The organism is Yoonia sp. TsM2_T14_4 (genome assembly GCF_049602355.1).
GTDB classification, from domain to species: Bacteria; Pseudomonadota; Alphaproteobacteria; order Rhodobacterales; family Rhodobacteraceae; genus Yoonia; species Yoonia vestfoldensis_A.
The window spans coordinates 1,384,612-1,409,427 of sequence record NZ_CP187137.1 but is presented as its reverse complement, the minus strand read 5'-3'; the positions used below and the strand labels follow the sequence as shown (position 1 = coordinate 1,409,427).

General features: G+C 59.9%; 26 protein-coding genes and 1 tRNA gene. 13 read left to right on the top strand and 14 right to left on the bottom strand.

Annotated features, from left to right (window positions below; translation table 11 throughout):
* Nucleotides 1-14 precede the first annotated feature (14 nt).
* Nucleotides 15-1,106 carry an ABC transporter ATP-binding protein gene (locus tag ACPF9B_RS06940; RefSeq protein ID WP_424180208.1) on the top strand — a complete coding sequence of 364 codons (1,092 nt, stop codon included), beginning with the start codon at nt 15-17 and terminating at the stop codon, nt 1,104-1,106.
* 60 nt (nt 1,107-1,166) lie between these two features.
* The gene (locus ACPF9B_RS06935) at nt 1,167-1,940 is read left to right on the top strand and encodes an HpcH/HpaI aldolase family protein (protein ID WP_424180375.1); all 774 of its coding nucleotides are present in this window, start codon (nt 1,167-1,169) and stop codon (nt 1,938-1,940) included.
* A 57-nt stretch (nt 1,941-1,997) separates the two neighbouring features.
* Here the strand turns inward: ACPF9B_RS06935 and ACPF9B_RS06930 are convergent, their stop codons facing one another.
* The 3 genes from ACPF9B_RS06930 to ACPF9B_RS06920 are packed head-to-tail and all read right to left on the bottom strand — an operon-like array spanning nt 1,998 to nt 4,320.
* Nucleotides 1,998-3,062 carry a methyltetrahydrofolate cobalamin methyltransferase gene (locus ACPF9B_RS06930; protein WP_007204618.1) on the bottom strand — a complete coding sequence of 355 codons (1,065 nt, stop codon included), beginning with the start codon at nt 3,060-3,062 and terminating at the stop codon, nt 1,998-2,000.
* A gap of 9 nt (nt 3,063-3,071) precedes the next feature.
* Nucleotides 3,072-3,995, bottom strand: a complete 924-nt coding sequence (locus ACPF9B_RS06925) for a methylenetetrahydrofolate reductase (RefSeq protein WP_110549064.1) — start codon at nt 3,993-3,995, stop codon at nt 3,072-3,074.
* A gap of 28 nt (nt 3,996-4,023) precedes the next feature.
* On the bottom strand, nt 4,024-4,320 hold the full coding sequence (locus ACPF9B_RS06920) for a virulence factor (RefSeq protein ID WP_040483096.1): 297 nt from the start codon (nt 4,318-4,320) through the stop codon (nt 4,024-4,026).
* A gap of 203 nt (nt 4,321-4,523) precedes the next feature.
* Here ACPF9B_RS06920 and ACPF9B_RS06915 point away from each other — a divergent pair, with 203 nt between their 5' ends.
* Together ACPF9B_RS06915 and ACPF9B_RS06910 are read left to right on the top strand one after the other, a co-directional pair.
* Nucleotides 4,524-5,636, top strand: coding sequence for a Ppx/GppA phosphatase family protein (locus tag ACPF9B_RS06915; protein WP_007204621.1), 1,113 nt, complete (start codon nt 4,524-4,526; stop codon nt 5,634-5,636).
* A gap of 14 nt (nt 5,637-5,650) precedes the next feature.
* Entirely contained in the window at nt 5,651-6,382 is a 732-nt protein-coding gene (locus tag ACPF9B_RS06910; RefSeq protein WP_007204622.1) for an RlmE family RNA methyltransferase, read from the top strand.
* Nucleotides 6,383-6,431: 49 nt separating this feature from the next.
* On the opposite strand, the gene ACPF9B_RS06905 is transcribed toward ACPF9B_RS06910, so the two are convergent.
* Nucleotides 6,432-7,034: a hypothetical protein gene (locus ACPF9B_RS06905; protein WP_007204623.1), complete on the bottom strand. Its 603-nt coding sequence runs from the start codon at nt 7,032-7,034 to the stop codon at nt 6,432-6,434.
* Between the two features lie 182 nt (nt 7,035-7,216).
* Between ACPF9B_RS06905 and recA the strand changes: the two genes are divergently transcribed.
* From recA to ACPF9B_RS06890, 3 genes are all read left to right on the top strand, one after another.
* Nucleotides 7,217-8,296 (top strand): recombinase RecA, encoded by a 1,080-nt coding sequence (recA, locus tag ACPF9B_RS06900; protein ID WP_007204624.1) that lies wholly within the window; start codon nt 7,217-7,219, stop codon nt 8,294-8,296.
* A 149-nt stretch (nt 8,297-8,445) separates the two neighbouring features.
* Nucleotides 8,446-11,100, top strand: a complete 2,655-nt coding sequence (gene alaS, locus ACPF9B_RS06895; RefSeq protein ID WP_424180204.1) for an alanine--tRNA ligase — start codon at nt 8,446-8,448, stop codon at nt 11,098-11,100.
* Nucleotides 11,097-11,384 carry a DUF1330 domain-containing protein gene (locus ACPF9B_RS06890; protein WP_007204626.1) on the top strand — a complete coding sequence of 96 codons (288 nt, stop codon included), beginning with the start codon at nt 11,097-11,099 and terminating at the stop codon, nt 11,382-11,384. Before alaS ends, ACPF9B_RS06890 begins: the two co-directional genes overlap by 4 nt.
* Before the next feature lie 108 nt (nt 11,385-11,492).
* Here ACPF9B_RS06890 and typA read toward each other — a convergent pair whose 3' ends face one another.
* From typA to ACPF9B_RS06875, 3 genes are all read right to left on the bottom strand, one after another.
* The gene (typA, locus tag ACPF9B_RS06885; RefSeq protein ID WP_007204627.1) at nt 11,493-13,310 is read right to left on the bottom strand and encodes a translational GTPase TypA; all 1,818 of its coding nucleotides are present in this window, start codon (nt 13,308-13,310) and stop codon (nt 11,493-11,495) included.
* A gap of 78 nt (nt 13,311-13,388) precedes the next feature.
* Nucleotides 13,389-13,724 carry a DMT family transporter gene (locus tag ACPF9B_RS06880; protein WP_007204628.1) on the bottom strand — a complete coding sequence of 112 codons (336 nt, stop codon included), beginning with the start codon at nt 13,722-13,724 and terminating at the stop codon, nt 13,389-13,391.
* Between the two features lie 2 nt (nt 13,725-13,726).
* Entirely contained in the window at nt 13,727-14,341 is a 615-nt protein-coding gene (locus tag ACPF9B_RS06875) for a YitT family protein (protein ID WP_007204629.1), read from the bottom strand.
* A gap of 267 nt (nt 14,342-14,608) precedes the next feature.
* Between ACPF9B_RS06875 and ACPF9B_RS06870 the strand changes: the two genes are divergently transcribed.
* Nucleotides 14,609-15,532: a transferrin-binding protein-like solute binding protein gene (locus ACPF9B_RS06870; RefSeq protein ID WP_424180201.1), complete on the top strand. Its 924-nt coding sequence runs from the start codon at nt 14,609-14,611 to the stop codon at nt 15,530-15,532.
* Between the two features lie 65 nt (nt 15,533-15,597).
* On the opposite strand, the gene ACPF9B_RS06865 is transcribed toward ACPF9B_RS06870, so the two are convergent.
* Nucleotides 15,598-16,806, bottom strand: a complete 1,209-nt coding sequence (locus tag ACPF9B_RS06865; protein ID WP_424180199.1) for an NADP-dependent isocitrate dehydrogenase — start codon at nt 16,804-16,806, stop codon at nt 15,598-15,600.
* A gap of 270 nt (nt 16,807-17,076) precedes the next feature.
* Here ACPF9B_RS06865 and ACPF9B_RS06860 point away from each other — a divergent pair, with 270 nt between their 5' ends.
* Nucleotides 17,077-17,811: a 16S rRNA pseudouridine(516) synthase gene (locus ACPF9B_RS06860; RefSeq protein WP_424180197.1), complete on the top strand. Its 735-nt coding sequence runs from the start codon at nt 17,077-17,079 to the stop codon at nt 17,809-17,811.
* Nucleotides 17,812-18,039: 228 nt separating this feature from the next.
* On the opposite strand, the gene ACPF9B_RS06855 is transcribed toward ACPF9B_RS06860, so the two are convergent.
* Nucleotides 18,040-18,116, bottom strand: a tRNA-Ile gene (locus ACPF9B_RS06855).
* A gap of 178 nt (nt 18,117-18,294) precedes the next feature.
* Between ACPF9B_RS06855 and purM the strand changes: the two genes are divergently transcribed.
* Genes purM through ACPF9B_RS06835 form a run of 4 tightly spaced genes read left to right on the top strand, consistent with a single transcriptional unit; the run spans nt 18,295 to nt 21,586 of the window.
* The gene (purM, locus tag ACPF9B_RS06850; RefSeq protein WP_424180195.1) at nt 18,295-19,335 is read left to right on the top strand and encodes a phosphoribosylformylglycinamidine cyclo-ligase; all 1,041 of its coding nucleotides are present in this window, start codon (nt 18,295-18,297) and stop codon (nt 19,333-19,335) included.
* Nucleotides 19,332-19,928, top strand: coding sequence for a phosphoribosylglycinamide formyltransferase (gene purN / locus ACPF9B_RS06845; protein ID WP_424180193.1), 597 nt, complete (start codon nt 19,332-19,334; stop codon nt 19,926-19,928). The genes purM and purN overlap by 4 nt, the downstream gene beginning before the upstream one ends.
* A 57-nt stretch (nt 19,929-19,985) precedes the next feature.
* Nucleotides 19,986-21,143 carry a ribonuclease D gene (gene rnd, locus ACPF9B_RS06840; protein WP_424180191.1) on the top strand — a complete coding sequence of 386 codons (1,158 nt, stop codon included), beginning with the start codon at nt 19,986-19,988 and terminating at the stop codon, nt 21,141-21,143.
* A gap of 32 nt (nt 21,144-21,175) precedes the next feature.
* On the top strand, nt 21,176-21,586 hold the full coding sequence (locus ACPF9B_RS06835; protein ID WP_424180189.1) for a SufE family protein: 411 nt from the start codon (nt 21,176-21,178) through the stop codon (nt 21,584-21,586).
* Here the strand turns inward: ACPF9B_RS06835 and ACPF9B_RS06830 are convergent.
* From ACPF9B_RS06830 to ACPF9B_RS06810, 5 genes are all read right to left on the bottom strand, one after another.
* On the bottom strand, nt 21,558-22,205 hold the full coding sequence (locus ACPF9B_RS06830) for a DUF1638 domain-containing protein (protein ID WP_424180187.1): 648 nt from the start codon (nt 22,203-22,205) through the stop codon (nt 21,558-21,560). The two genes, ACPF9B_RS06835 and ACPF9B_RS06830, sit on opposite strands and share 29 nt — an antisense overlap.
* Nucleotides 22,195-22,374, bottom strand: a complete 180-nt coding sequence (locus ACPF9B_RS06825) for a hypothetical protein (protein WP_007204639.1) — start codon at nt 22,372-22,374, stop codon at nt 22,195-22,197. Before ACPF9B_RS06825 ends, ACPF9B_RS06830 begins: the two co-directional genes overlap by 11 nt.
* A gap of 52 nt (nt 22,375-22,426) precedes the next feature.
* The gene (locus ACPF9B_RS06820; RefSeq protein WP_424180185.1) at nt 22,427-23,134 is read right to left on the bottom strand and encodes a corrinoid protein; all 708 of its coding nucleotides are present in this window, start codon (nt 23,132-23,134) and stop codon (nt 22,427-22,429) included.
* A gap of 270 nt (nt 23,135-23,404) precedes the next feature.
* Nucleotides 23,405-24,424, bottom strand: coding sequence for a betaine--homocysteine S-methyltransferase (gene bmt, locus ACPF9B_RS06815; protein WP_424180183.1), 1,020 nt, complete (start codon nt 24,422-24,424; stop codon nt 23,405-23,407).
* A gap of 17 nt (nt 24,425-24,441) precedes the next feature.
* A complete protein-coding gene (locus ACPF9B_RS06810) occupies nt 24,442-24,756 on the bottom strand; it encodes a DUF1476 domain-containing protein (protein WP_424180181.1) in 315 nt (104 codons plus the stop codon).
* Nucleotides 24,757-24,816 lie beyond the last annotated feature (60 nt).

The following is a 24,816-nucleotide window of genomic DNA, read 5'->3' as shown; positions in this document are numbered from 1 at the left end:
AGGAGAGTTGCGACATGGCTGAACTGAAACTGACGGGGGTCGCCAAGACCTATGGCGGGACTGTTGATGTTCTCAAGGACATCAATCTCGATATCAAGACGGGCGAATTGATCGTCTTTGTCGGGCCGTCAGGCTGCGGGAAATCGACCTTGCTACGCATGATCGCGGGGCTGGAAAAGATCACGGGGGGCGAATTGCAGATCGACGGGCAGGTCGTCAACGACGTGCCACCCGCGCAGCGCGGCATCGCCATGGTGTTCCAGTCCTATGCGCTTTATCCGCATATGACGGTGCGTGAAAACATGTCTTTTGCCCTCAAGCTCGCCAAGAAATCCAAGGCTGATATCGAAACGGCGGTGGCCCGTGCCGCCAAGATCCTGCAGCTGGAGGATTATCTTGACCGCCTGCCCAAGGCCCTGTCGGGTGGCCAGCGCCAGCGAGTGGCGATCGGGCGGTCCATCGTGCGCGACCCCAAGGTTTATCTGTTCGACGAACCGCTGTCGAACCTTGATGCCGCCTTGCGCGTGGCGACCCGGATCGAGATTGCCCAGCTCAAGGAATCGATGCCCGACAGCACGATGATCTATGTCACCCATGATCAGGTCGAGGCGATGACGCTGGCCACCCGCATCGTCGTGCTGGCCAACAAGGGGATCGCGCAGGTCGGCACGCCGCTGGAACTGTACGAACGGCCCGAAAACGAATTCGTGGCGCAATTCATCGGCAGCCCTGCGATGAACCTGCTCGCGGGCGAGATTGTCGGCACTGGCCCCGTTACCAAGGTCAAGCTGCATGGCGGCGGCATTGTCACATCCGCTGCGCCGACCCGCGACAACGACATGGGCCTGCAGGTCAATGTCGGCATCCGCCCCGAGGATATGATTGCGACTGATGGCGAGGATTACGCCTTTGAAGGCAAGGTCAATATCACCGAAGCCTTGGGCGAAGTGACGCTTTTGTACTTCGACAAGGTCGGCGACAATGCCGCCGTGATCGGCAAATTGCCCGGTATCCATACCGGTCTGCGCGGCACATCGGTGCGCATGGCCGCCAGCCCCGACAAGGTGCAGGTCTTTGTGAACGGCCAATCGCTTTATTATCGCTGATGGCTTGCCAGTTTCGCGCCGATGTGGTCGCATCGGCGCGAACACTGGACGAGGCAAATGATGCAAACCCCTGAAAACCGTTTGAAAACTGCTCTTGCTGCAGGGCAGGTGCAATATGGTATCTGGCTGTCCACCGGATCGGCGCAGCTTGCGGAAATGGCGGGGCTGGCGGGGTTTGACTGGTGCCTGATCGACGCCGAACACGGGCCGAACGCGCCCACCGGGCTGATCGCGCAACTCCAGGCCCTTGCGGCGACCGGTGCCAGCCCTGTCGTGCGCATCGCCAGCGCCGAGGTCTGGATGGTCAAGCAGGTTCTTGATCAGGGCTGCCAGAACGTGCTGGTCCCGATGGTCGATGATGCAGCGACAGCGGCGTTGATGGCGCGCGCCATGCGCTATCCGCCCGACGGTATCCGTGGCATGGGCGCGTCATCTGCGCGCGCCTCTGGCTATGGCAGCATCCCCGATTATGCACGCACCGCCAATGCGCAGGTCTGCTTGCTGGTGCAGGCCGAAAGCCGTGCTGCACTCGAAAACATCGACGCTATCGCAAATACGGACGGGGTGGACGGTGTCTTTGTCGGCCCCGCCGATCTGTCCGCCGACATGGGCTATCCCGGCCAGCCCGACCACCCAGAGGTTCTGGCCGCCATCGACCATATCATCGCGCGCACGCGTGCCGCGGGCAAGATCGCGGGGATCATCACCTTCGACGAGGGCCGCGTTGCGGATTACGTTGGCAAAGGCGTGAATTTCATGGGCGTGTTGACTGATGTCACGCTACTGAACACCGCCCTGCGCGGTCTTGCAGGACGGATCAAACGCTCATCTTAAAAGCCCGTCAACTCGCGCTCGCGCGAATTGACGTAATTCCCGCCGGCGGCATGAAAGTTATTTGCGCCGCCGCCCGGTCCGTGCGCGGCCTTCGCCATCTTTGACCGGAGCGCGGTTGAAGCGGATCCATTCCGCGCCTGATGGATCGTTGTTGGTCAGAAAATTCGCGGCGCGGATCGCTTCCATTTCCTTGCCCGGACGCGGGAAGGTCGATCCCAGCCCGAACAGGGTGACAAAGGTTTCGTCGTCCAGATCCTCGGGCAGGATAATCCCCGCCGCCAGCGCCTCGGCGCGTTTTTCGGCGATTTTCAGCGGGCCGATGGGCAGGGCGACAGGGTTCATGATGGCCGATGTCATACCGGCGGCCATAGCCATCGGCAAAAAGGCATTGTTGATCCCGTGCCGGTTAGGAAGGCCAAAACTGATGTTAGAGGCACCACAGGTCGTGTTTACGCCCAGTTCCTCGCGCAGGCGGCGGACAAGGGTAAAGACCTGCAAACCGGCAGTCCCCATCGCTCCGATAGGCATCACCAAAGGATCAACGACGATGTCATGCGCGGGAATGCCGTAATCGGCGGCGCGTTCGACGATCTTTTTGGCCACGGCAAAGCGCACATCGGGGTCCTCGGAAATGCCGCTATCGTCGTTGGAAATCGCCACCACAGGCACGTTGTATTTCTTGACCAGCGGCAAGACGAGTTCCATGCGTTCTTCTTCGCCGGTGACGGAATTCAACAGCGGGCGGCCTTCGGCGGCGGCCAGACCGTTTTCCAAGGCCCCCGGCACGGATGAATCGATGCACAGCGGCACATCGACCACGGCCTGCACCCGGCGGATCAATTCAGCCATCAAGGGCGGTTCGACGAAATTGTTGTCGGCATAGCGCGGGTCTTCGGCCATCTTGTTGGAAAAGACAGCACCCGAATTGATATCCAGCACCGTCGCACCGGCGGCGACCTGCGCGATGGCATCGGCCTCGACCCGTGAAAAATCGCCACGTTCCAACTCCTCGGCCAATATCTTGCGCCCGGTGGGGTTGATCCGTTCCCCGATCACGCAAAACGGCTGGTCAAAGCCGATGATGGCGGTCTTGGTCTTGGATTCGACAATGGTGCGGGTCATGAAAAGTCCTTAGATTTGCGAGGCGGGCAGGGCAGAGGCGCCGCCGTTGTCGATGGCCCATTGCGCATTGGTCTTGATCCCGCCCAGCGGGAAGAAATGCACATGGGTGATGTTGAAATCAGGGTTGGCGGCCTTGTGCGCGGCAAGCTGCGTGACAACCTCTGTCGGCTCGTAGGGCAGCAACAGCTTGGTCACATCCATCGCGCGCTTTTGCAACACCTTGAGCGAGGGGCCAACCCCGCAGGCGATGGCGAATTTGATCAGCGTCTGCAATTTCGCAGGCCCTGCGATGCCAATATGGATCGGGATCGTGATACCCGCATCCCGCAAGGCATCCGCCCAGGCGATGATCGGTCCCGCCTCGAAGGCGAATTGGGTGGCCATCGCCATCTGTGCATCCGATGTGTCGCTGAACCGCTGTTTCCAGCGCAATGCGGCCATCACATTGGTATCGCTGCCGTCATGGTCGATGTCGCGGTTTCCCTCTGGGTGACCTGCGACATGCAGGCGTTTGAAATCACGGAATAATCCGCTTTCCATCAGTTGCATGGAGCTGTCGAAATCACCCTGTGGCTGGGCTACGCCGCCCGCCAACAACAGCGCCTGATCGACGCCCGCCTCGCCTTGATAACGCGCGATCCAATCGGCCAGCGTGGCGCGGTCCTTGATGATGCGGGCGGGAAAATGCGGCATAACCTTGTAGCCGTCATGGGCCAGCCTGCGGGCGGTGGCGACCATGTCATCAATCGGCGTGCCGTCAATATGGGCGATATAGACGCGGGTGCCTGCGGGCAGAAGATCGCGGAAATTCTCGACCTTTTCGGCGGTGCGGGGCATCACCTCGATCGAATAATCGCGCAATAGGGCTTCGATCTCTGGATTGATCGCAGACGTTTGTGGTTCGCGGGATTTGAAAAACGGCAAGAGCGACATCAATGTCTCCTTCAGGCGGCGGGCGGGATCAGGCCCAGCCGTCATTTGCAATCAACGCTTTGATCCGGTCCTGATCATATTCGGCCACGATCCGGGCAACGGCGGCTTCGGCGGCCTCGGCATCGGTGCCATCCGTGACATAGGGGTCAGCCTTGCGGAAACCGGACATGTAATCATCGGATTCCGCGGCCCCCGATTTCATCGCGGCACGGTCGATGGCCTGTTCGAAACGTTCGGGCAGGGGCAGCTTGGTGCCGCGCCGTCCACGGCCGACGATGACCTGCGCGGGCATGTCGCGCCAGTACACGATGGTGACGTCAGGCATGTGATTCCCCCTTAACCGTTTCAGCGGTTCTAGCATCGCGCGGCGACACGCAGGGTCGGTTTTCGACATCACGCGCGCGGTCCGCGACGGGCCGCGATGTCCTGCGGTATTTTCACGCAAGACACCTGTGGCGGGGTCTTGGGCTTGTCTTGTGATCATGGGCAGCATAGGTTCTTGGTAACTCGAAATGGAGGGCGTGAATAATGACGCCCAAGCGTCCCAAAGGTGCGGGCGCGTTCCCGAAAGCGGTCGATAGCCCCGCGCCACAACTAGCCGATCCGGCCACGCTTTATGCGGCGCTGGACCTTGGCACGAATTCTTGCCGGATGCTGATTGCCCAGCCGAAGGGCAGTCAATTCCATGTCGTGGACAGTTTTTCGAAATCTGTCCAGCTTGGCCAAGGGCTTGAAAGCACAGGGCGATTGTCGCGTGCATCAATGAACCGCACGATTTCGGCGATGCGGATCTGCCGCGAAAAACTGCACCGGCACGGGGTCAAGCGGATGCGCCTTGTCGCCACCGAAGCTTGCCGTCGCGCGCTGAACGGCCAGCATTTCGTGGCACAGGTGCGCCGTGAAACAGGGTTGAACCTTGAAATCATCCGCCCCGAAGAAGAGGCGCGTCTGGCCGTGATTTCCTGCGCGCCGCTGGTTAGCGTGAACACCGAACAATTGCTGGTCGTGGATATTGGCGGCGGATCGACTGAATTGGTCTGGATCGACCTGACCAATGTGCCCAAGCGTGAACGCCCCCGCGCGATCATGCGGCTGCATGCGGGGTTCAAATCCGACCCCGGCCCCTTTGCCGCGGCCAAGGTGGTGGATTGGATTTCGGTCCCGCTGGGCGTGGCCACGCTGCGCGATCAATTCGGCGATGTCGAAGACGATGCCGCGCGTTTCGCGCTCATGAGCTGGTTTTTCGAAGAAAATCTGGAGGCTTTTGCGCCCTCTGCCAGCGCGCAATCGCGCAAGGGGTTCCAGATCATTGGCACCAGCGGCACGGTCACCACGGTCGCGGCCAGTTATCTGGGGCTGAAACGCTATGACCGGACCAAGGTGGACGGGCTGCGCATGACATCCGACCAGATCGATGCGGTGATCCGCGATTACCTGACGCTGGGCCCTGACGGACGCCGCGCTGACCCGCGAATCGGTCGCGACCGGCAGGCGCTGATCATGTCAGGGGCCGCGATTTTGCAGACCCTGATGCGGTTGTGGCCCACCGACCGGCTGTCGGTGGCGGACCGCGGTTTGCGCGAAGGGTTGCTTTATGCCCAGATGTCCGCCGATGGGGTCTTGGAAGATGCCCCGTTTTAAGGGTAAAGCGCGTCATGGCGAAAAAACCCACCACCAAGAACACCTCTGGACGCGGCCAACGTGACCTGCATGTCAAGGTCAAGACGGCGCGCGGGCGCAAGCTGTCGTCGACCCAATGGCTGCAGCGGCAGCTGAACGACCCTTATGTCAAACGCGCCAAGGCGGATGGGTATCGCGGTAGGGCGGCCTATAAGATATTGGAACTGGACGACAAATACCGCTTTTTGGTGCCCGGCGCGCGGATCGTGGATCTGGGCTGTGCGCCCGGTGGCTGGCTGCAGGTCGCGGTCAAGCGCGCCAATGCCTTGGGCGAACGCACGTCCAAGGCGCAGGGCTATGTGCTGGGCATTGACCTGCAAGAGGTTGATCCGATCCCCGGGGCCGAGATTTACCAGCTGGATTTCATGGCCGATGATGCCGATGTGCAGGTCCGCGACTGGCTGGGCGGCAATGCCGATGTCGTGATGTCAGATATGGCGGCATCCGCATCGGGGCATAAACAGACCGATCACAACCGGATCATCGCGTTATGCGAGGCGGCGGCGCATTTTGCCTTTGACGTCTTGAACGAAGGCGGCACCTTTGTCGCCAAGGTGTTGGCGGGCGGTGCGGAAGGTGATCTGCAAAAACTGCTCAAAGCGCGGTTCGAGAAGGTTGCCAATGTCAAACCGCCGGCGTCGCGGTCTGACAGTTCGGAAAAATTTGTCGTGGCGACAGGGTTCAAAGGCCGTGACACTGCCGGCTGACGCCGGATTTCTTTGAGTATTTTTGGAAATAAGAAGACGCAGACCGCGGTCAGCCCTGTCCTGCCTGCCAGATGTCGAATTCTGCGGCGCGTTTATGGTGCAGTTGCGCGCGCACATCGTCCGACAGGGTCAGGTCCATATCGGGCGAGACGTTGATCTGTTTGAGTGTCAGGGTGAGCGAGAGCCGGTGTTCGAGGAAAGCTGTCACCTGATCCCATGCCTCGTAGCGGAACAGATGTTGCACACCGATTTCGCCGTCGTTGATGCGCAGGAATTTATCCTGTGACCCGACAGCGGCAAAGGGCGCGGGATCGCCTTTGCAATATTCCACCACGAAATCGTCAAAACTGATTCCCCGGGTGCTGTTTTGGTGCCCCACCAGATCGTCGCGGTTGCGGTACCGGTACCAGCTGCCCAGCCAGGACACCGGATGGCGCACGATCGCCATCAATTCTGGCGTCTTGCCGCCAGCCTGCACGAAAAACGGCCGCAAGAATCGTTTGTAGCGATAGCAGGGCGCATGTTTGAGATGCGGCGGGTCGCGCAGCACCATGGATGCGCGCGGGGCCAGCGCGCCTTCGAGCGCGGTCGAGCCGGTTTTCGGCACCGCCAACAAAACAAGGTTCTGGTCCCAGAACACCAGCATCTGCATCTATTCCTTGCATCTTGAGGCGATCTTTCGCGTCATAACGCATCTTTAACCAATTGCCGTCCAGAGTGGGATAGGAAATTTCTGTTGCAATGTTCATGTTTTGATCGCATGTAATATGGAACATAAAGCGAACAAAGCTTTGATTGCCCCTTGGCGGGGTGCGTGGAATAAGGACAGGGTAGATGGCAACGGCAGATCTTTTGAAAATGATGGACAAGAAAACCGCAGACAAGGAAAAGGCACTGGAAAGCGCCTTGGCCCAGATCGAACGCCAGTTCGGCAAAGGCTCGATCATGAAACTGGGCGGTCAGAACCAGATGCCCGAGATCGAGGCGACATCGACCGGATCGCTGGGTCTGGATATTGCTTTGGGGATCGGCGGGCTGCCCAAAGGCCGCGTGATCGAGATTTACGGCCCGGAATCGTCAGGCAAGACGACGCTGACGCTGCATTCCATCGCGGAAGAGCAGAAAAAGGGTGGCATTTGTGCCTTTGTCGATGCCGAACATGCGCTGGACCCGCAGTATGCCAAGAAATTGGGCGTCAATCTGGATGAATTGCTGATCTCGCAGCCCGATACCGGCGAACAGGCGCTGGAAATCGTCGATACTTTGGTCCGGTCGGGTGCCGTGTCACTGGTTGTGGTCGATTCTGTCGCTGCCCTGACACCCAAATCCGAGCTGGAAGGCGATATGGGCGACAGTTCGGTTGGCGTGCATGCCCGCCTGATGAGCCAAGCGATGCGCAAGCTGACCGGGTCGATCAACCGGTCGGGCTGCATGGTGATTTTCATCAACCAGATCCGCATGAAGATCGGCGTGATGTTTGGCAGCCCGGAAACCACGACGGGCGGTAATGCGTTGAAATTCTATGCGTCTGTCCGGCTGGATATCCGCCGGATCGGCGCGATCAAGGACCGTGACGAGGTGGTTGGTAACGCGACCCGCGTGAAGGTGGTCAAGAACAAGGTGGCGCCGCCGTTCAAGCAGGTCGAATTCGACATCATGTATGGCGAAGGTATTTCCAAGACCGGCGAATTGCTGGATCTGGGCGTCAAGGCGGGTGTGGTCGAGAAATCCGGCGCATGGTTCAGCTATGGCGATGAACGGATCGGGCAGGGGCGTGAAAACTCCAAACTGTTCCTCAAGGAAAACCCCAAGATCGCAAACGAGATCGAGGACAAGATCCGCGCAGCCCATGGTCTTGAATTCGCAATGAGCGATAGTGACGGCCCGGCTGACGACGATATTGTCGAGATGTAAGAGAATGGGCGCAGCTCCGGCTGCGCCCTGACCCGGCCTTTGGTGAAAAAGACGCAGCCCCATGATCGCGTGATGCGGTCTATTGGTGGACACTGGCCTGTTGCACCGCTATTTCTGACGCTGATAGATTTTTTCCTTGAAAGCGCGCCATGACCAGCCTTGCTGACATCCGTTCTACTTTTCTGAATTATTTCGAAAAACAGGGCCACCGTGTGGTCCCGTCGAGCCCGCTTGTGCCGCGCAATGACCCGACGCTGATGTTCACCAATTCGGGCATGGTGCAGTTCAAGAACCTGTTCACCGGGGTCGAAACACGCGATTACAGCCGCGCCACCACCAGCCAGAAATGTGTGCGCGCCGGCGGCAAGCATAATGATCTGGACAATGTCGGCTATACCGCGCGCCACCACACGTTTTTCGAAATGCTGGGCAATTTCAGTTTCGGTGATTATTTCAAATCCGATGCGATTCCTTTTGCGTGGGAATTGCTGACCCGCGATTTCGGGATCGACAAATCGCGTCTGCTGACCACGGTCTACCATACCGATGACGAGGCGTTCGATCTGTGGAAAAAGATCGGCGTCCCCGAAGACCGGATCATCCGCATCCCAACAGACGATAATTTCTGGCGCATGGGGCCGACCGGCCCCTGCGGTCCCTGCACCGAGATTTTCTATGACCACGGCGATCACATCTGGGGTGGCCCCCCCGGATCACCCGAAGAAGATGGCGACCGGTTCATTGAAATCTGGAACGTCGTTTTCATGCAGAACGAACAATTCGAAGACGGGTCGATGCGCCCGCTGGACATGCAGTCGATCGACACCGGCATGGGGCTGGAACGGATCGGCGCGCTGTTGCAAGGCAAGCATGACAATTACGATACCGATGTGATGCGCGCGCTGATCGAGGCGTCGGCCAACGCCACATCCTCGGATCCCGATGGTCCGGGCAACACGCATCACCGCGTGATCGCGGACCATCTGCGGTCCACCTCTTTCCTGATTGCCGAAGGCGTGCTGCCCTCGAACGAAGGCCGCGGCTATGTCTTGCGCCGGATCATGCGCCGCGCGATGCGCCACGCGCATCTGCTGGGGGCGAAAGACCCCGTGATGCACCGTCTGGTATCTGCTTTGGTGCAACAGATGGGGGCTGCTTATCCTGAATTGGGCCAAGGCCAGCGCCTGATCGAAGAGACGTTGATGAACGAAGAGATCCGTTTCAAACAGACGCTGGATCGCGGGCTGAAACTGCTTGATGATGAACTGGCCGGTCTGCCCGAGGATGCCGCCCTGCCGGGTGAGGCCGCGTTCAAGCTCTATGATACCTATGGTTTTCCGCTGGACCTGACGCAGGATGCCCTGCGCGAAAAGGGCCGCGCAGTGGATACCGACGGGTTCGATGCCGCGATGGCCGCGCAAAAGGCCAAGGCCCGCGCCGCATGGTCCGGCACGGGGGAAGCCGCCGACAGTGCGATTTGGTTTGATGTCGCCGATCTGGCGGGGCCGACCGATTTTCTGGGCTATGACAGTTTGGACGTCGAAGGCCAGATCAAGGCGCTGGTTGCCGATGGCGCAATGGTCCAGCAGGCGGGCGGTGCCGTGCAGATCGTGCTGAACCAGACGTCATTTTACGCCGAATCCGGTGGTCAGGTTGGCGATGCTGGAATTTTGCAAACCGACACCGGCACAGCCCAGATCACCGATACCAAAAAGGTTGCGGGCGTCTTTATCCATTTCGCCACTGTCACCAGCGGGACCATCGCGGTGGGCCAAGGCGCGGCGTTGCGCGTGGACGCAGGCCGCCGTGCGGCTGTTCAGGCCAATCATTCGGCCACGCATTTGTTGAACGAGGCGTTGCGCGAAACCTTGGGCGATCATATCGCGCAGCGCGGGTCGCTGAATGCGCCAGACCGGCTGCGGTTCGATTTTAGCCATACCAAACCGCTGAGCGCCGATGAACTGGCGCAGGTTGAACGCGATGTCAACGCGCTGATCCGGCAAAACACCCGCGTCGAAACCCGCATCATGGCGCCTGACGATGCGCGCGCGCTTGGCGCGCAGGCGCTGTTTGGCGAAAAATACGGCGACGAGGTGCGCGTTGTGTCGATGGGCCGCAAGGATGGGTCTGGCAAGGGTGCGGCAGGCAATACCTATTCGCTGGAACTTTGTGGCGGCACGCATGTGCGCCAGCTGGGTGAAATCGGTGCCTTTGTCGCCTTGGGCGATGCGGCCTCCAGCGCCGGTGTGCGCCGGATCGAGGCGCTGACAGGTCAGGCGGCACTTGATTACCTGCGCGCGCAGGATCAGCGGTTGGCGGATGTGGCCGCCGCCTTGAAAGCCCCGGCCAGTGATGTCGCAGACCGTGTCAAGGCGCTGATGGATGAACGCCGGACGCTGGCCAATGAAGTCGCGCAATTGCGCCGCGAACTGGCAATGGGCGGCGGCGCGCAAGGGGCATCCCCCGCGCTGCAGGTCAATGGCATCGCCTTTCATGCGCAGGTGCTATCCGGTGTGACGGGCAAGGATTTGCCGTCGCTGATCGACCAGATCAAGACCGATCTGGGCAGCGGCGTTGTGCTGTTGATCGCCGATACTGGCGACAAGGCAGCAATCGCCGTGGGCGTTACGGCAGACCTGACGACGCGCGTCTCGGCCGTGGATATCCTGCGCGCGGTCACACCAGAACTGGGCGGCAAGGGCGGCGGTGGCCGCCCCGACATGGCGCAAGGCGGCGGCGCGTCAACCCAAAACGCCGAAGCCGCCATCACACAAGCAAAATCAATCTTGGAGAAACTGTCATGACCGCACTCTGGATCGCCCATGTCAAAGTCACTGACGATGCCGCTTACGGCGAATATGCCCGGCGCGCCACGTCAGCCATCGCAGATCACGGTGGCGTTTTTCTGGCCCGTGGCGGCGCCTATGAACAGCTCGAAGGGCCGGATCGCCCCCGCAACGTCGTGGCCCGCTTTCCCAGCTTGCAAGCCGCACATGACTGCTATTATTCGACCGCCTACCAGGATGCGCTGAGCCATGCCAAAGGCGCCAGCCAGCGCGAGCTTTGCATCGTCGAAGAAATCGCCTGACAACAAAAAGGCCACGCCCGTTCAAGGCGTGGCTCTGTCTTTCCCATCTTCCGAGCGCAAATATCCCCGCCGGAGGCTTCGCGCTGGTCACACCAGCGCGAAATCAAATCATGCGCTGCGCGAATTCTTCTTGCGCTCATGCGGATCAAGAAACCGCTTGCGCAGCCGGATCGCATTCGGGGTCACTTCGACCAATTCATCATCGTCAATATAGGCAATCGCCTGTTCCAGCGACATGGTCACCGGCGTGGTCAGGCGTACCGCCTCGTCCGTGCCAGATGCACGCACGTTGGTCAGCTGCTTGCCTTTCAGCGGGTTCACTTCAAGATCGTTGTCGCGGCTGTGTTCGCCGATGATCATGCCGGTATAAACCGCTTCCTGCGCGCCGATGAAAAACTTGCCGCGGTCTTCGAGCTTCCACAGCGCATAGGACACCGACACACCGTTTTCCATAGAGATCAAGACACCCTGACGGCGGCCGTCGATCTTGCCTTTGTAGGGCGCCCAGCCATGGAACAGCCGGTTCAGAATGCCGGACCCGCGTGTATCCGTCAGGAATTCGCCGTGATAGCCGATCAGCCCGCGTGACGGGACATGCGCGATGATGCGGGTCTTGCCGGCACCGGCGGGTTTCATTTCGACCAATTCACCCTTGCGCGGGCCGGTCAGCTTTTCCACGACCGCGCCGGTATATTCGTCATCCACGTCAATGGTGGCTTCTTCGATGGGTTCATGGCGGACGCCGTCGATGTCCTTGAAAATCACCTGCGGGCGGGAAATCGACAGCTCGAACCCTTCGCGGCGCATGTTTTCGATCAACACGCCCATCTGCAATTCGCCGCGGCCCGAAACCTCGAACGCATCGCCCATGGCGGTATCGGCGACCTTGATCGCAACGTTGACTTCGGATTCGCGCATCAGCCGTTCGCGGATGACGCGGCTTTGCACCTTTTTGCCATCGCGGCCCGCCAGCGGGCTGTCGTTGATGCCAAAGGTCACGGTGATCGTTGGCGGGTCGATGGGCTGGGCGGGGATCGCGGTGTCGATGGACAGATCGCAGATCGTATCGGCCACGGTCGCCTTGGTCATACCGGCAAGGGTCACGATATCGCCTGCCTCGGCCACATCGATGGGTTGCTGGCTCAGACCGCGGAAGGCAAGGATCTTCGAGACGCGGAATTGTTCGAGCTTGTCGCCGTTGCGCGACAGCGCCTTGACGGTTTCGCCTGCGCGCAGGGTACCGGCCTCGACGCGGCCGGTCAGGATGCGCCCGATGAATGGGTCGGCCGACAGGGTGGTCGCCAGCATCTGGAACGGCTCTTCGCGGCGGCTGATCTGGGCGGGCATTGGGACATGTTCCAGCACTTTGTCGAACAGCGCGGACAGGTCCTTGCGCGGACCATCCAGCTGTTCATCGCACCAGCCGGCACGGCCGGATGCATACATCACCGGGAAATCCAGCTGTTCGTCGCTGGCTTCTAATGCGGCGAACAGGTCGAACACGTCATCGACGGCCTGATCGGGTTCGCCATCGGCTTTGTCCACCTTGTTGACGACAACGATGGGGCGCAGCCCCAGCGCGAGCGCCTTGGATGTCACGAATTTGGTCTGCGGCATCGGGCCTTCGGCGGCATCGACCAGCAGGACAACACCGTCAACCATCGACAGAATACGTTCGACTTCACCACCGAAATCGGCGTGGCCGGGGGTGTCAACGATGTTGATCCGCGTGCCTTTCCATTCGACGCTTGTGCATTTCGCCAGAATGGTGATGCCGCGTTCGCGTTCGATGTCGTTGCTGTCCATCGCGCGTTCTGTGGTGGCTTCGTTTTCACGATACACACCGGATTGTTTCAAAAGTTCATCGACAAGCGTTGTCTTGCCGTGGTCAACGTGCGCGATGATCGCGATATTGCGGATATCCATGGGTCAGCCTTATGGGAAATTTAGCTGCGCGATACCGTGCAATCGCAGCAAAAGCCACCCCTTAATCGCAAGGCCGCGTCAGTGCGGTGATGTGTGTGAAAAAAGATGAATGACAAGGATGCCGCACAGGATCATCCCGATCCCGACCACCGCAGGCAGATCAAGCCGTTGACCGAACACCAGATAGCCGATCGCCGCGATCATCACGATCCCCAGCCCTGACCACATCGCATAGACCACGCCCACCGGCATTACCCGCAGCGTCTGAGCCAGCAGGTAGAATGACAAGCCATAAGCGATGACAACCAGCACCGATGGCCAGAACCGCGTGAATTGATGGCTGGCTTGCAGGGCGGTGGTGCCGATGGTTTCGGCAATGATCGCAAAGATCAAAAAGATGTAATGCAACGGCATGATCAGCGTCCTGTATACCGGTCGGGGCGGTGGTTCGTGGCGATGATCAGGTTCGCAACCACGGCACCGGCCAGCGAATACAGCACCAGCCCGGGGGCGATCACAGCAAAGGCCGCCGCGAACAGGCACAGATCGAAAATCAACTGGGTATAGCCCGCGCGAAACCCCGTCCGGTCCTGTATGAACAGCGCCAGAATACCGATCCCGCCAAGGCTGGCACCATGCCGGAACAGCACGATCAGGCCCAGACCCGTGACCGCCCCGACCAGCACCGCCCCCAGTAACGGGTCTAGTGCTTCAAACACGATCAACTTGGGAAAGCTCTCGGCCATCAGCGACACCAGCCCGACGCAAAGAAAGCTTTTGAGCGTGAACCGTGGCCCCATCCGCAGCCATGCCAGCCAATAGAACGGCAAGTTGACGCAAAAGAATACCAGCCCGAACGACAGCCCCGTGCCATAGGACACCAGCACCGCCAGCCCTGCGGTTTGTCCGGTGATCAGCCCCAGATGGGTCAGCATCGTCACCCCCAGCGCACACATCGCCGTGCCAAGCGCAAAGGCCTGCGCGTCTTCGATGCGGGTATGCGGGGCGGGGGTGGTGGCGGTCTGGCTCATGGCACCGCGTTAGCCAGAACAGCCCATACACGCAAGCCGTGCAATGCCGAATCCAGCAACAAGGGGCGGCGTTGCATCACAGGTAAGTATGGCCTGCCGGGCGATACGGGTGGTGCGTTGAAATAAACCATAAGGTGATTAAGCTTATAGTTTATACACGTTTTAATTGATTATTTATTACAACTTGCCTAAAATGTAAGGTAAATAGATTTATAATGGATTTGGTTGGGTCCCCGCGTGGGCCGCGTAACAAGTGAGGAGCGTTAAATGAAGAAGTTGATACCCTATGTTATCATGGGTGCGGGAGCTATGGCTTTGGCGGGATGTGGGGCCTCGGTTGTGGATGTCGTGGGCACAGGCGCCGTGAACGGCACCAACGGCCTGCCGTTTGCCAGCGGCGATGTCACAGGCGGTGGCACGCTGTCCACCGCGGTCACAGGCCGCACGGCCAGCACCAGCAGCGTGTCTTTCGCCGCCGGAAGCGGCACTGGAAACTTTCAGGAAAGTACGTTCGCCGTTCAGGGCCTGACGCCGGACAGTATCCGGATCACCTATAACGGCGCAACATCGGATCTGGCCAGACTTGGCACTGGTGAAAGCTATCGCGTGACGACCGGGACGGTCGATGAATATCTGACGCGTGTGATGCGCCCCGGCACTGCTGTGTCTGCCTATACTTATGCGCGATTTGACCTCACAAATTTACAAGACAGTCGGATCATCCGTTTCGTGATCGGGAATGACACCAATCCCGCGAACCTGAGCGGTACCGCAAGTTATGCCGTCCAGCTGGAAGGAACCGGCACTCAATTGGCCAACGGCAGAGTGCGTTCCCTGAACATTGACGGCGACGGCACAATCAACGCAAACTTTGCAACAAATGCTGTCAACGGAACGCTGACAGTTCGCACCAGAACCAGTGGTGTTGATAATGATACAGCGACGCAAAGCGCAAGAAACGATGGATTTTCACTGACTGGTACGCGCAGTGGTGCGGGGTTCACGGCAAATGCGACACGGACAGATTGTCTGTTCGCCGAAGCCTGCGTGTCAAAGTCAACCCTGTCAGGCAATTTCTATGGCCAGACTGGCGGCGAGATTGCCGGCATCGGGGTTATTGACGAGACGGCGACATCCGCCACCGGCCTTGTTGAAACCAAGGGCAATTTTGCCTTTATCGGGGCGCAGTAAACGCAAAGCAGTAAACTGCACGGCAGCACCACAAAAAAGGGGGGCCAATCGGCCCCCCTTTGGTTTTACATCGCGGCGTTCAGGTTCTGATCCACCTTTTCAAGGAATCCTTCGGTGGTCAGCCATTTCTGGTCGGGGCCGACCAGCAGCGCCAGATCCTTGGTCATGAAGCCGCTTTCGACCGTATCCACCACGACCTTTTCCAATGTTGTCGCGAAATTCATCAGCTGTGCGTTGTCATCCAGTTTCGCGCGATGCTTGAGCCCGCCGGTCCAGGCAAAGATCGAGGCGATAGAATTGGTCGATGTCGCCTTGCCTGCCTGATGCTGGCGGTAATGGCGGGTGACGGTGCCATGGGCGGCCTCGGCCTCGATGATCTTGCCATCGGGGGTCATCAGCGCGGATGTCATCAGACCCAAGCTGCCGAACCCCTGTGCGACGGTATCGGATTGCACGTCGCCGTCATAGTTTTTACAGGCCCAGACGAATTTACCTGACCATTTCATCGCGGATGCAACCATATCGTCGATCAGCCGGTGTTCATAGGTGATGCCTGCCGCCTTGAATTTATCGGCAAATTCTTCCTCATACACCTTCTGGAACAGGTCCTTGAACCGCCCGTCATAGGCTTTCAAGATCGTGTTTTTAGTAGACAAATAGACTGGCCAGCCAAGGTTCAGCCCATAGTGCAGCGAAGCGCGCGCGAAATCGATGATGCTTTCGTCAAGGTTATACATGCCCATCGCCACACCGGCGCCGGGGCTGTCATAGACGACCTTTTCGATCACGGTGCCGTCGTCGCCCACGAATTTCATGGTCAGCTGGCCTTTGCCGGGCATCAGAAAATCGGTGGCCTTGTATTGGTCGCCGAATGCGTGACGGCCGATCACGATCGGATCGGTCCAGCCAGGCACAAGGCGCGGCACGTTCTTGCAAATGATCGGTGCGCGAAACACCACACCGCCGAGGATATTGCGGATCGTGCCATTGGGACTGCGCCACATCTGTTTGAGGCCAAATTCCTCGACCCGCGCTTCGTCGGGCGTGATGGTCGCGCATTTGACGCCGACACCGTATTTCTTGATCGCCTCTGCGGCATCCACGGTGATCTGGTCGTTGGTTTCGTCGCGGACTTCCATGCCGAGGTCGTAATATTTCAAATCCAGATCCAGATAGGGCAGGATCAGTTTTTTCTTGATGAAATCCCAGATGATCCGGGTCATTTCATCGCCGTCGAGTTCGACGACAGGGTTTTCTACCTTGATCTTGGTCATGTCTTTGCTCCGCTTTTTTCTGGGATTCTGGCGCTTTCATAGCGCAAAATGACTGTTGCAGAAAGGGCTGTATGCCTTTGTATACCGAAAATATGGCATCCGAGGCGGGGCTTTGCCGATGACGGTGAAATCCGCGCCAGATGCGCCGGCCGTGCGGCCTTGGCGGCTTGTGGCAGCGCGCTGCGGGCGTTAGGTGTCCTGCGCGCCGGTATCTGTGGTCGCGTTACGATCGGGTCAATGCTTGCGGCGGTTTTTAAGGGTCTGGACATAATGACAAAAACGGCCACGGCACGGATTGACCAATTGCTTGGATCATTGGGCTATGGGTCGCGTGGCGACATCGCGCGTATGGCGAAATCGGGCTGGATCACACTGGACGATGCACGCATCTGGGATGCCACCACCCGTATCGCCGTTACCCCCGATCTGCCCGCGCGCATGATTGTCAGCCGCGAACCGTTGGATCCTTTGGCGGGCCTGGTCATCTTGTTGCACAAACCGCTGGGCATGACCTGTTCGCATAAAGAAGACGGGCCGCTGGTTTACGACATTCTGCCCGATCGCTGGAAACGCCGGCAACCGGTGATTTCCACCGTGGGACGGCTGGATAAACAGACATCGGGCCTGTTGTTGCTGACTGATGATGGCCCGCTCTTGCACCGGATCATCAGCCCCAAACAGCATATCAAGAAAACCTATCGCGCCACGCTGGCACGGCCGCTGGAGGGCAACGAGGCCGCGATTTTCGCCGCCGGTGATCTGGTGTTGCAGGGCGAGGACAAGCCATTGGCACCTGCCGAGCTGCGGGTGATTTCCCCGACAGAGGCGGTGTTGACCGTGACCGAAGGGCGCTATCATCAGGTGCGCCGGATGTTTGCCGCCACCGGCAATCACGTCACCGCCTTGCACCGCGACGCCTTGGGCGGGCTGGTTCTGCCCGACGACCTGATGCCCGGCCAATGGCGCATCATTGATGCCGCCCAGATTGCCACGATCTTTGCCTAGCGCGTGCTGTCAGCGTGAAAAGCCCTGCAAAGCCGGATGCTGAAATCTGCACGGCGCGGCGAGGGGATCGAAAATGCCCCGGCGCCCGGACCCTATTGTGCCAAGTTGTGCAGAGCGCGTGCATCGCTATGGGGATGTAGGGATCACCGCAGTAACTGGCCCTGGCGGAACGGGGGCTGGGTCGGGTCATTTGGGGGTGGCTGCCACGGGGGTCACCCCAAAGCAGATTGGTAGGCCCGGCAGGACTTGAACCCGCAACCAAAGCGTTATGAGCGCTCTGCTCTGACCAATTGAGCTACAGGCCCCCGGTGATCGGGTTAATCGGCGCTGTGCCGATGGTCAAGCGTTTCGCATTCGGCGCGGTCGAAAAGAACTTTTATGCCTCCGGCGGGGATATTTATGCTCGGAAGATGCATGCGAGGGCGTTGCGCGGGGCGCAGGCTTGCGCTAACCGCAGGTCAACCAGACAAAGGGGTACCCCAGATGAGTAAAAACGGCCTGACTTATGCGGATGCGGGGGTCGATATCGACGCGGGCAATTCTTTGGTGGAACGGATCAAGCCGGCGGCCAAGCGCACGGCGCGGTCGGGCGTGATGTCCGGGCTGGGCGGGTTCGGTGCGCTGTTTGATCTGAAAGCGGCGGGGTTTGTCGATCCGGTGCTGGTGGCCGCAACCGATGGTGTCGGCACCAAGCTGCGCATTGCCATTGATACCGGCCATGTGGATACGATCGGGATTGATCTGGTTGCGATGTGCGTCAATGATCTGGTGTGTCAGGGTGCAGAACCTTTGTTCTTTCTGGACTATTTCGCCACCGGCAAGCTGGAACTGGATCAGGCGACGCGGATCATCAACGGGATCGCGGCGGGTTGCGAGGCCTCTGGCTGTGCGTTGATCGGCGGCGAGACGGCGGAAATGCCGGGCATGTATCACAAGGGCGATTTCGATCTGGCCGGTTTTGCCGTGGGTGCGATGGAACGCGGGGCCGATTTGCCGCGCGATGTGGTGGCAGGCGATGTGCTGCTGGGGTTGGCGTCAGATGGCGTGCATTCCAACGGCTATTCGCTGGTGCGCCGCATTGTTGATCTGTCGGGACTGGGTTGGGCGGATGATGCGCCTTTTGCAGACGGGTCCTTGGGCGAGGTGCTTTTGACCCCCACCCGGCTTTATGTGCAATCCGCGTTGGCCGCCGTGCGGGCAGGGGGCGTGCATGCGCTGGCGCATATCACCGGCGGCGGGCTGACCGAGAACCTGCCGCGCGTTTTGCCCGATAATCTGGGGGCGGATATTGATCTGGGGTCGTGGGCTTTGCCGCCTGTCTTTGGCTGGCTGGTGCAGACCGGCGGGATGGCGCAGGCCGAATTGCTGAAAACCTTCAATGCCGGCATCGGCATGGTACTGGTCGTCGATGCCGGCCGCGCCGAGGCGTTGGCTGCGGTGTTGGCTGCGGCGGGCGAGACGGTGCATCGTATCGGCACTGTCACCGAGGGCGCGGGCATCCGGTACACAGGCGCGCTTGTGTGACCAAACGGGTTGCTATCCTGATTTCTGGCGGCGGGTCCAATATGGTCTCGCTCGTCAATTCCATGACCGCCGATCATGCTGCGCGTCCCGTGCTGGTGTTGGCCAATGATCCGGCGGCAGGCGGGCTTGCCAAGGCGGCAGGGCTTGGCGTGCCGCATGTTGTCGTGGATCACCGCGCCTATGCCAAGGACCGTGCCGCGTTCGAGGCGGCATTGCACGCGGTCTTGCTGGATGTGCGCCCCGATATCATCTGCCTTGCCGGTTTCATGCGCATTCTGGGGGCGGAGTTTATCCGTCAATGGGAAGGGCGCATCCTGAATATCCATCCGTCACTTTTGCCGAAATATCGCGGCTTGCACACCCATGCCCGCGCGCTGGAAGCAGGCGACACCCATCACGGCTGTAGCGTGCATGAAGTCACCGCTGCACTGGATGACGGGCCGGTGCTGGGGCAGGCGCGGATGCCTGTGTTGCCCGGTGATACGCCCGAGACGCTGGCCGCGCGGCTTTTGCCGCTGGAACATGCGCTTTATCCTGCTGTTCTGCGCCGGTTTGCGGCAGGTGATCGCCGTCCGGTCATGCTGGGTGGCTGATCTTTTCATTGCCGATCCGATGCCCTATCAAGGGTGCAACAAACCGACGGACATTGCATGAAGATTATTTCCACGACCGCCGACCTTGCCGCATTTTGCACCCAAGCCGCCAAGCGCGCCTATGTCACCGTCGACACCGAATTTTTGCGCGAACGAACCTATTATTCCAAGCTTTGCCTTGTGCAGATGGCCTATCGCGATGCGGCAGGCGAAGATGCTGTGCTGGTTGATCCGCTGGCAGAGGGCATATCGCTTGACCCGCTTTATGACCTGTTCCGCGATCCCGGTGTCGTCAAGGTGTTCCATGCCGCCCGTCAGGATCTGGAGATTTTCCACGTCGATGCCGGTTTGATCCCCGCGCCCTTGTTCGACACGCAGGTTGCGGCGATGGTCTGCGGGTTCGGTGAACAGGCCGGGTATGAGACATTGGTGCGCAAGATCGCCAAGGCCGAGGTGGACAAATCGTCCCGCTTTACCGACTGGTCGCGCCGCCCGCTGACCGATGCGCAGGCCGAATATGCGCTGGCCGATGTCACGCATCTGCGCGATGTTTACGAATATCTTGCCAACCGGCTGGCCAAATCGGGCCGCACGAAATGGGTGGCCGAGGAAATGGCGGTGCTGAACGATCCCGCCACCTATCAATCCAACCCTGACGAGGCGTGGATGCGGGTCAAGACGCGCACCACTTCGGGTCGGTTTCTGGCGATCGTGCGCGAATTGGCGCGGTTTCGTGAAACCTATGCGCAGACCCGCGACATCCCGCGCAGCCGTGTGTATAAAGATGATGCGCTGGTTGAACTTGCCTCGACCAAGCCATTGAATGAAAACGATTTGAACCGGTCACGCCTGTTGTTGCGCGAGGCCCGCAAAGGCGAGATTGCCGATGGTATCCTAGCCAGTATCAAGGCTGGGCTGGCCGCCAAACCTGGCGATTTGCCTGAACCGGACCTGAGCCGTGCCAAGTTGCAGGTCAATCCCGCACTGGCCGATATGCTGCGCGTGCTGCTGAAAGCGGTGACCGATGATGCGGGCGTTGCGCCCAAGCTGATCGCGTCGTCTGCCGATCTGGATGCCATGGCTGCGGGGATGCGTGATGTGTCGGCCCTGAACGGCTGGCGGCGCGAAGTGTTCGGCGACGTGGCCTTGCAGCTGTGCGAAGGCAAGGTCGGGCTGGCGGTCAAAGGCCAAAAGGTGGTCACCGTCCCGCTTTAGGCTAGATCAGGCGAGACTGAAGGAACCCAGATATGACTAATGCCGCCTTTGAAGAGCTTGTCGAGACATTTGAATTCCTTGACGATTGGGAAGACCGCTATCGCCATGTTATCGACATGGGCCGCGCGATGGACCCGTTGGAGGATGCCTTGCGCGTGCCTGCGACCAAGGTAGACGGCTGCGCCAGTCAGGTCTGGCTGGTCCCCCAGATCAAGGATGATGTGTTCACTTTCCGTGGTGAAAGCGATGCGATGATCGTGCGCGGGCTGATCGCGGTGTTGCGCACGCTTTATGACGACCAGCCTGTGTCCGAGGTGGTCAAGATCGACGCGTCTGCCGCATTGGGCCGGTTGGGGTTGAACGATCATCTGTCGGCGCAACGGTCCAACGGTTTGCGCGCCATGGTGGACAGGATCAGGCAGACGGCGGCGGCGGCGCTGTAACGCTGGCCAATGTCGTGGCCAGATCGCCGTAGCCGGTAAAACGCCTCTCGAACGCCAGACCCAGCCGCGCGGCGCAATCCTGCGCCTTTTCGGTCAGGGCGGCATCATCGGTTTGCGCCTGATAGACCAGTTTTTCGTAATTTCCGAAATACATGTCGCGCAGGGCAGGGTGTTTGTGCAGGCCCAAAGGTTCCCAGACGAAGGCATCGAATTGCCGGACCAGAAAATCGGTCAGGTAAAAGGCGGTCATCTCGTCGCGGGCGGCAAAGACATCGACACCTTCGAAGAACGCATAGCAATGCGGCCCCGCAACCATCCGCAGGCCCATGTCGTCGCAGGCGGCCTGCAACAGCCCGCCGGTGCCGCAATCGGCATAGACCACAAAGATATCGTGATAATCTGCACCATGTTTCGCCACAGCCGCGCGCAGGGCGGGGATGATCCTGTCGGGGTGGTTGTGCAGGATCGCGGGCAGGCAATGCAGGTCCATATGCGCCCAGCCATTGGCAGCTTTCAGCGCAAGGATTTCACGCGCCAGCGCACCGCAGGCGATCAGCAGGATCTGGCCCTGTCCGGCGGGCGGCAGCCCGTCATGGCTTAGCTCTGCGTCACTGATCACGGTGGCGGCGCAACAGCACGCTGGCCAGCAGCACGGCAATGCTGATGACGGCAAGGCCCAGCATCGGCGCAAGGCCAGCCGCCCCCGCAACCCAAGCCCCCAATGCGATGGTCACACCAGAGGCCGCGATCACGGCGGCAAGGATAATGGCAAGTTTTTCGAGCGGCATAATGGTTCTCCTATAGATCATAGGTAAGACCGGGTGCCGCCCGAATAAAGGGTCACGCGTGAACGGCACCCTGATTGTGCTTGCGCGCGACCAGCGTTTTGGCGGTTTCCACCGCCACGGCTGCATCGCGGCAATAGGCGTCGGCGCCGATGGCGCGGCCGAATTCCTCGTTCAGGGGGGCACCGCCGACCAGCACGATGTAATCGTCGCGCACACCCTTTTCCACCAGCGTGTCGATCACGACCTTCATGTAAGGCATCGTGGTCGTCAGCAGCGCGGACATGCCCAGAATATCAGGCTGTTCGGATTCGAGCGCACCCATATAGGATTCGACCGAATTGTTGATGCCAAGGTCGATCACCTCGAAACCGGCCCCTTCCATCATCATCCCGACAAGGTTCTTGCCGATGTCATGGATGTCGCCCTTGACGGTGCCGATCACCATCTTGCCGACGCGCGGTGCGCCTGTCGCGATCAGCAGGGGCTTGAGGATGAACATGCCGCCTTTCATCGCATTGGCAGCCAGCAGCACCTCTGGCACAAACAAGATACCGTCGCGGAAATCATGGCCCACGATGGTCATGCCACCAACCAGCGCCTCTGTCAGCACGCGGTAAGGGGTCCAGCCGCGGGCGATGAGGATGTTCACGCCTTCCTCGATCTCTTCTTTCATACCGTCGTACAGATCGTCGTACATCTGCGCGACAAGGTCTTCGTCGCTCAGTTCGGACAGGATGATTTCGTCGTCTTGGTCGGCCATGGGAACCCTCATGAAAGTCATTGTCACTGTAGTGCGCCGAATTGCGCGCCGCCACCCGATGAATTGCGACATTCACCGTCGCGGGACCGACGCGGGCGTGTTGGTATTCTGCTTTTGTTCGCACAAGCGCCATGACCAATGATCTGACGCCATGTTCGCACGGCCCTGGGGCGGCGCGCTTTGCAATCCGGGAGTGCTTGGATACCTTTTATGCCTTCGCCAAGGAGCACGGTGAATTGTGCAACAATTCACCGCGCCCGCAAGATGGGCCTAGTCGCGTTTGGCGCGGCGGCCACGGCGGGGGGCGGCCTCAGGCCCTGCGCCATCGGTGCCGTCAGAGGCAGAGGAGAAGCCGCCCAATGCCGCGGTGATTGCGTCCAATGTTGGCGCTGTGCCTTTTGGGCGGGTCTCCAAGGCGTTACGCATGGCGCGCAGATGATCTGGCGTCGTGCCGCAGCAGCCGCCGATGATCGTGGCCCCGCTGTCGCGCGCCAGCACGGCGTAATCGGCCATCAATTCGGGTGTACCGTCGTAATGGATATGGCCGTCGTGGTATTTGGGAATGCCCGCATTGCCCTTGGCGATCAGCGGCAGGGTCGGGCCAGCGGCGGCAAAGCCCAGCACCGTGCGCAAAAGATCCGACGCGCCAGTGCCGCAATTGGCACCAAAGGCCAGCGGTTGATGCGCGAGCTTGCCGACCTTTTTCACCATATCGGCAGATGTCAGGCCCATCATCGTACGGCCTGCGGTGTCAAAGCTCATCGTGCCGCACCAGGGCATGCCTGCCAGCGCAAAGGCTTCGGCCGCGGCGGCGAATTCTTCGGCGGCAGAGATGGTTTCGACCCAGAGCACATCCGCGCCGCCTGCCTTCAACCCTTCGGCCTGTTCATGGAACATTTCCACCGCGCGTGCGTGGGTCAATGTGCCCATCGGCGACATGATCTCGCCCGTGGGACCAACGGACCCGGCGACCACGATGGTCCGGCCAGAGGCATCGGCGATGTCGCGGCCCAAGGCAGCTGCGACCTTGTTGAGTTCATGGACCTGACCTTCCGCGCCATGCAGTTTCAGCCGCGAGGCATTGCCACCGAAAGAATTGGTCAGGAAAATATCACTGCCCGCATCGGCTGCGCCTTTATAAAGCGCGCGGATTTTTGCGGGTTCGTCGATGTTCCACATCTCGGGCGCGTCGCCCGACATCAGGCCCATGTTGAACAGGTTGGTGCCGGTTGCGCCATCGGCCATCAGCCAGTCGCGGGTTTCAAGAAGCTTGGACAAGGCATTGGTCATGGCAGGGTCTTTTCGGGTCAAAGTTCGGTCATCAGCTGCGCCTTGGCCTCGGCCATCAGCGCGGCCATTTTGGCGCGGATCGTTGCTGTATCGGCAAGATCGCCCAGATCGCCGGACAATTTGCGAAACACGTCTTCGTCGCCGGTTTCTTCAAGATCGGATTTGACGACGTCGATGGCATAGGCAGCCGCATCCTCGCCGGTTTTGCCCAGCAACGCGGCGGCCCAAAGACCCAAGAGCTTGTTGCGCCGTGCCTCGGCCTTGAACTGCATTTGCGCGTCATGGGCGAATTTGGCCTCGAAGGCCTGCTGGCGATCGTCGAAGGTGGACATAGGGCAAACCTCGTTTTGCTGGAACGGTTGGATCAGATATGGCTGCACAGGTGCTTGCCC

What these genes read in the sequence shown, in the direction of transcription:
- typA (WP_007204627.1), bottom strand. Translation starts at nt 13,310, where the DNA reads ATGGATATCCGCAATATCGCGATCATCGCGCACGTTGACCACGGCAAG.
- ACPF9B_RS06810 (WP_424180181.1), bottom strand. Translation starts at nt 24,756, where the DNA reads ATGTCCACCTTCGACGATCGCCAGCAGGCCTTCGAGGCCAAATTCGCC.
- ACPF9B_RS06865 (WP_424180199.1), bottom strand. Translation starts at nt 16,806, where the DNA reads ATGACCAAGATCAAGGTAGAAAACCCTGTCGTCGAACTCGACGGCGAT.
- ACPF9B_RS06825 (WP_007204639.1), bottom strand. Translation starts at nt 22,374, where the DNA reads ATGCCGCTCGAAAAACTTGCCATTATCCTTGCCGCCGTGATCGCGGCC.
- ACPF9B_RS06905 (WP_007204623.1), bottom strand. Translation starts at nt 7,034, where the DNA reads ATGCAGATGCTGGTGTTCTGGGACCAGAACCTTGTTTTGTTGGCGGTG.
- ACPF9B_RS06915 (WP_007204621.1), top strand. Translation starts at nt 4,524, where the DNA reads ATGACGCCCAAGCGTCCCAAAGGTGCGGGCGCGTTCCCGAAAGCGGTC.
- ACPF9B_RS06910 (WP_007204622.1), top strand. Translation starts at nt 5,651, where the DNA reads ATGGCGAAAAAACCCACCACCAAGAACACCTCTGGACGCGGCCAACGT.
- ACPF9B_RS06870 (WP_424180201.1), top strand. Translation starts at nt 14,609, where the DNA reads ATGAAGAAGTTGATACCCTATGTTATCATGGGTGCGGGAGCTATGGCT.
- ACPF9B_RS06940 (WP_424180208.1), top strand. Translation starts at nt 15, where the DNA reads ATGGCTGAACTGAAACTGACGGGGGTCGCCAAGACCTATGGCGGGACT.
- purM (WP_424180195.1), top strand. Translation starts at nt 18,295, where the DNA reads ATGAGTAAAAACGGCCTGACTTATGCGGATGCGGGGGTCGATATCGAC.
- ACPF9B_RS06820 (WP_424180185.1), bottom strand. Translation starts at nt 23,134, where the DNA reads ATGGCCGACCAAGACGACGAAATCATCCTGTCCGAACTGAGCGACGAA.
- ACPF9B_RS06860 (WP_424180197.1), top strand. Translation starts at nt 17,077, where the DNA reads ATGACAAAAACGGCCACGGCACGGATTGACCAATTGCTTGGATCATTG.
- bmt (WP_424180183.1), bottom strand. Translation starts at nt 24,424, where the DNA reads ATGACCAATGCCTTGTCCAAGCTTCTTGAAACCCGCGACTGGCTGATG.
- ACPF9B_RS06920 (WP_040483096.1), bottom strand. Translation starts at nt 4,320, where the DNA reads ATGCCTGACGTCACCATCGTGTACTGGCGCGACATGCCCGCGCAGGTC.
- ACPF9B_RS06875 (WP_007204629.1), bottom strand. Translation starts at nt 14,341, where the DNA reads ATGAGCCAGACCGCCACCACCCCCGCCCCGCATACCCGCATCGAAGAC.
- ACPF9B_RS06935 (WP_424180375.1), top strand. Translation starts at nt 1,167, where the DNA reads ATGCAAACCCCTGAAAACCGTTTGAAAACTGCTCTTGCTGCAGGGCAG.
- rnd (WP_424180191.1), top strand. Translation starts at nt 19,986, where the DNA reads ATGAAGATTATTTCCACGACCGCCGACCTTGCCGCATTTTGCACCCAA.
- ACPF9B_RS06880 (WP_007204628.1), bottom strand. Translation starts at nt 13,724, where the DNA reads ATGCCGTTGCATTACATCTTTTTGATCTTTGCGATCATTGCCGAAACC.
- alaS (WP_424180204.1), top strand. Translation starts at nt 8,446, where the DNA reads ATGACCAGCCTTGCTGACATCCGTTCTACTTTTCTGAATTATTTCGAA.
- ACPF9B_RS06925 (WP_110549064.1), bottom strand. Translation starts at nt 3,995, where the DNA reads ATGTCGCTCTTGCCGTTTTTCAAATCCCGCGAACCACAAACGTCTGCG.
- ACPF9B_RS06930 (WP_007204618.1), bottom strand. Translation starts at nt 3,062, where the DNA reads ATGACCCGCACCATTGTCGAATCCAAGACCAAGACCGCCATCATCGGC.
- ACPF9B_RS06835 (WP_424180189.1), top strand. Translation starts at nt 21,176, where the DNA reads ATGACTAATGCCGCCTTTGAAGAGCTTGTCGAGACATTTGAATTCCTT.
- recA (WP_007204624.1), top strand. Translation starts at nt 7,217, where the DNA reads ATGGCAACGGCAGATCTTTTGAAAATGATGGACAAGAAAACCGCAGAC.
- ACPF9B_RS06890 (WP_007204626.1), top strand. Translation starts at nt 11,097, where the DNA reads ATGACCGCACTCTGGATCGCCCATGTCAAAGTCACTGACGATGCCGCT.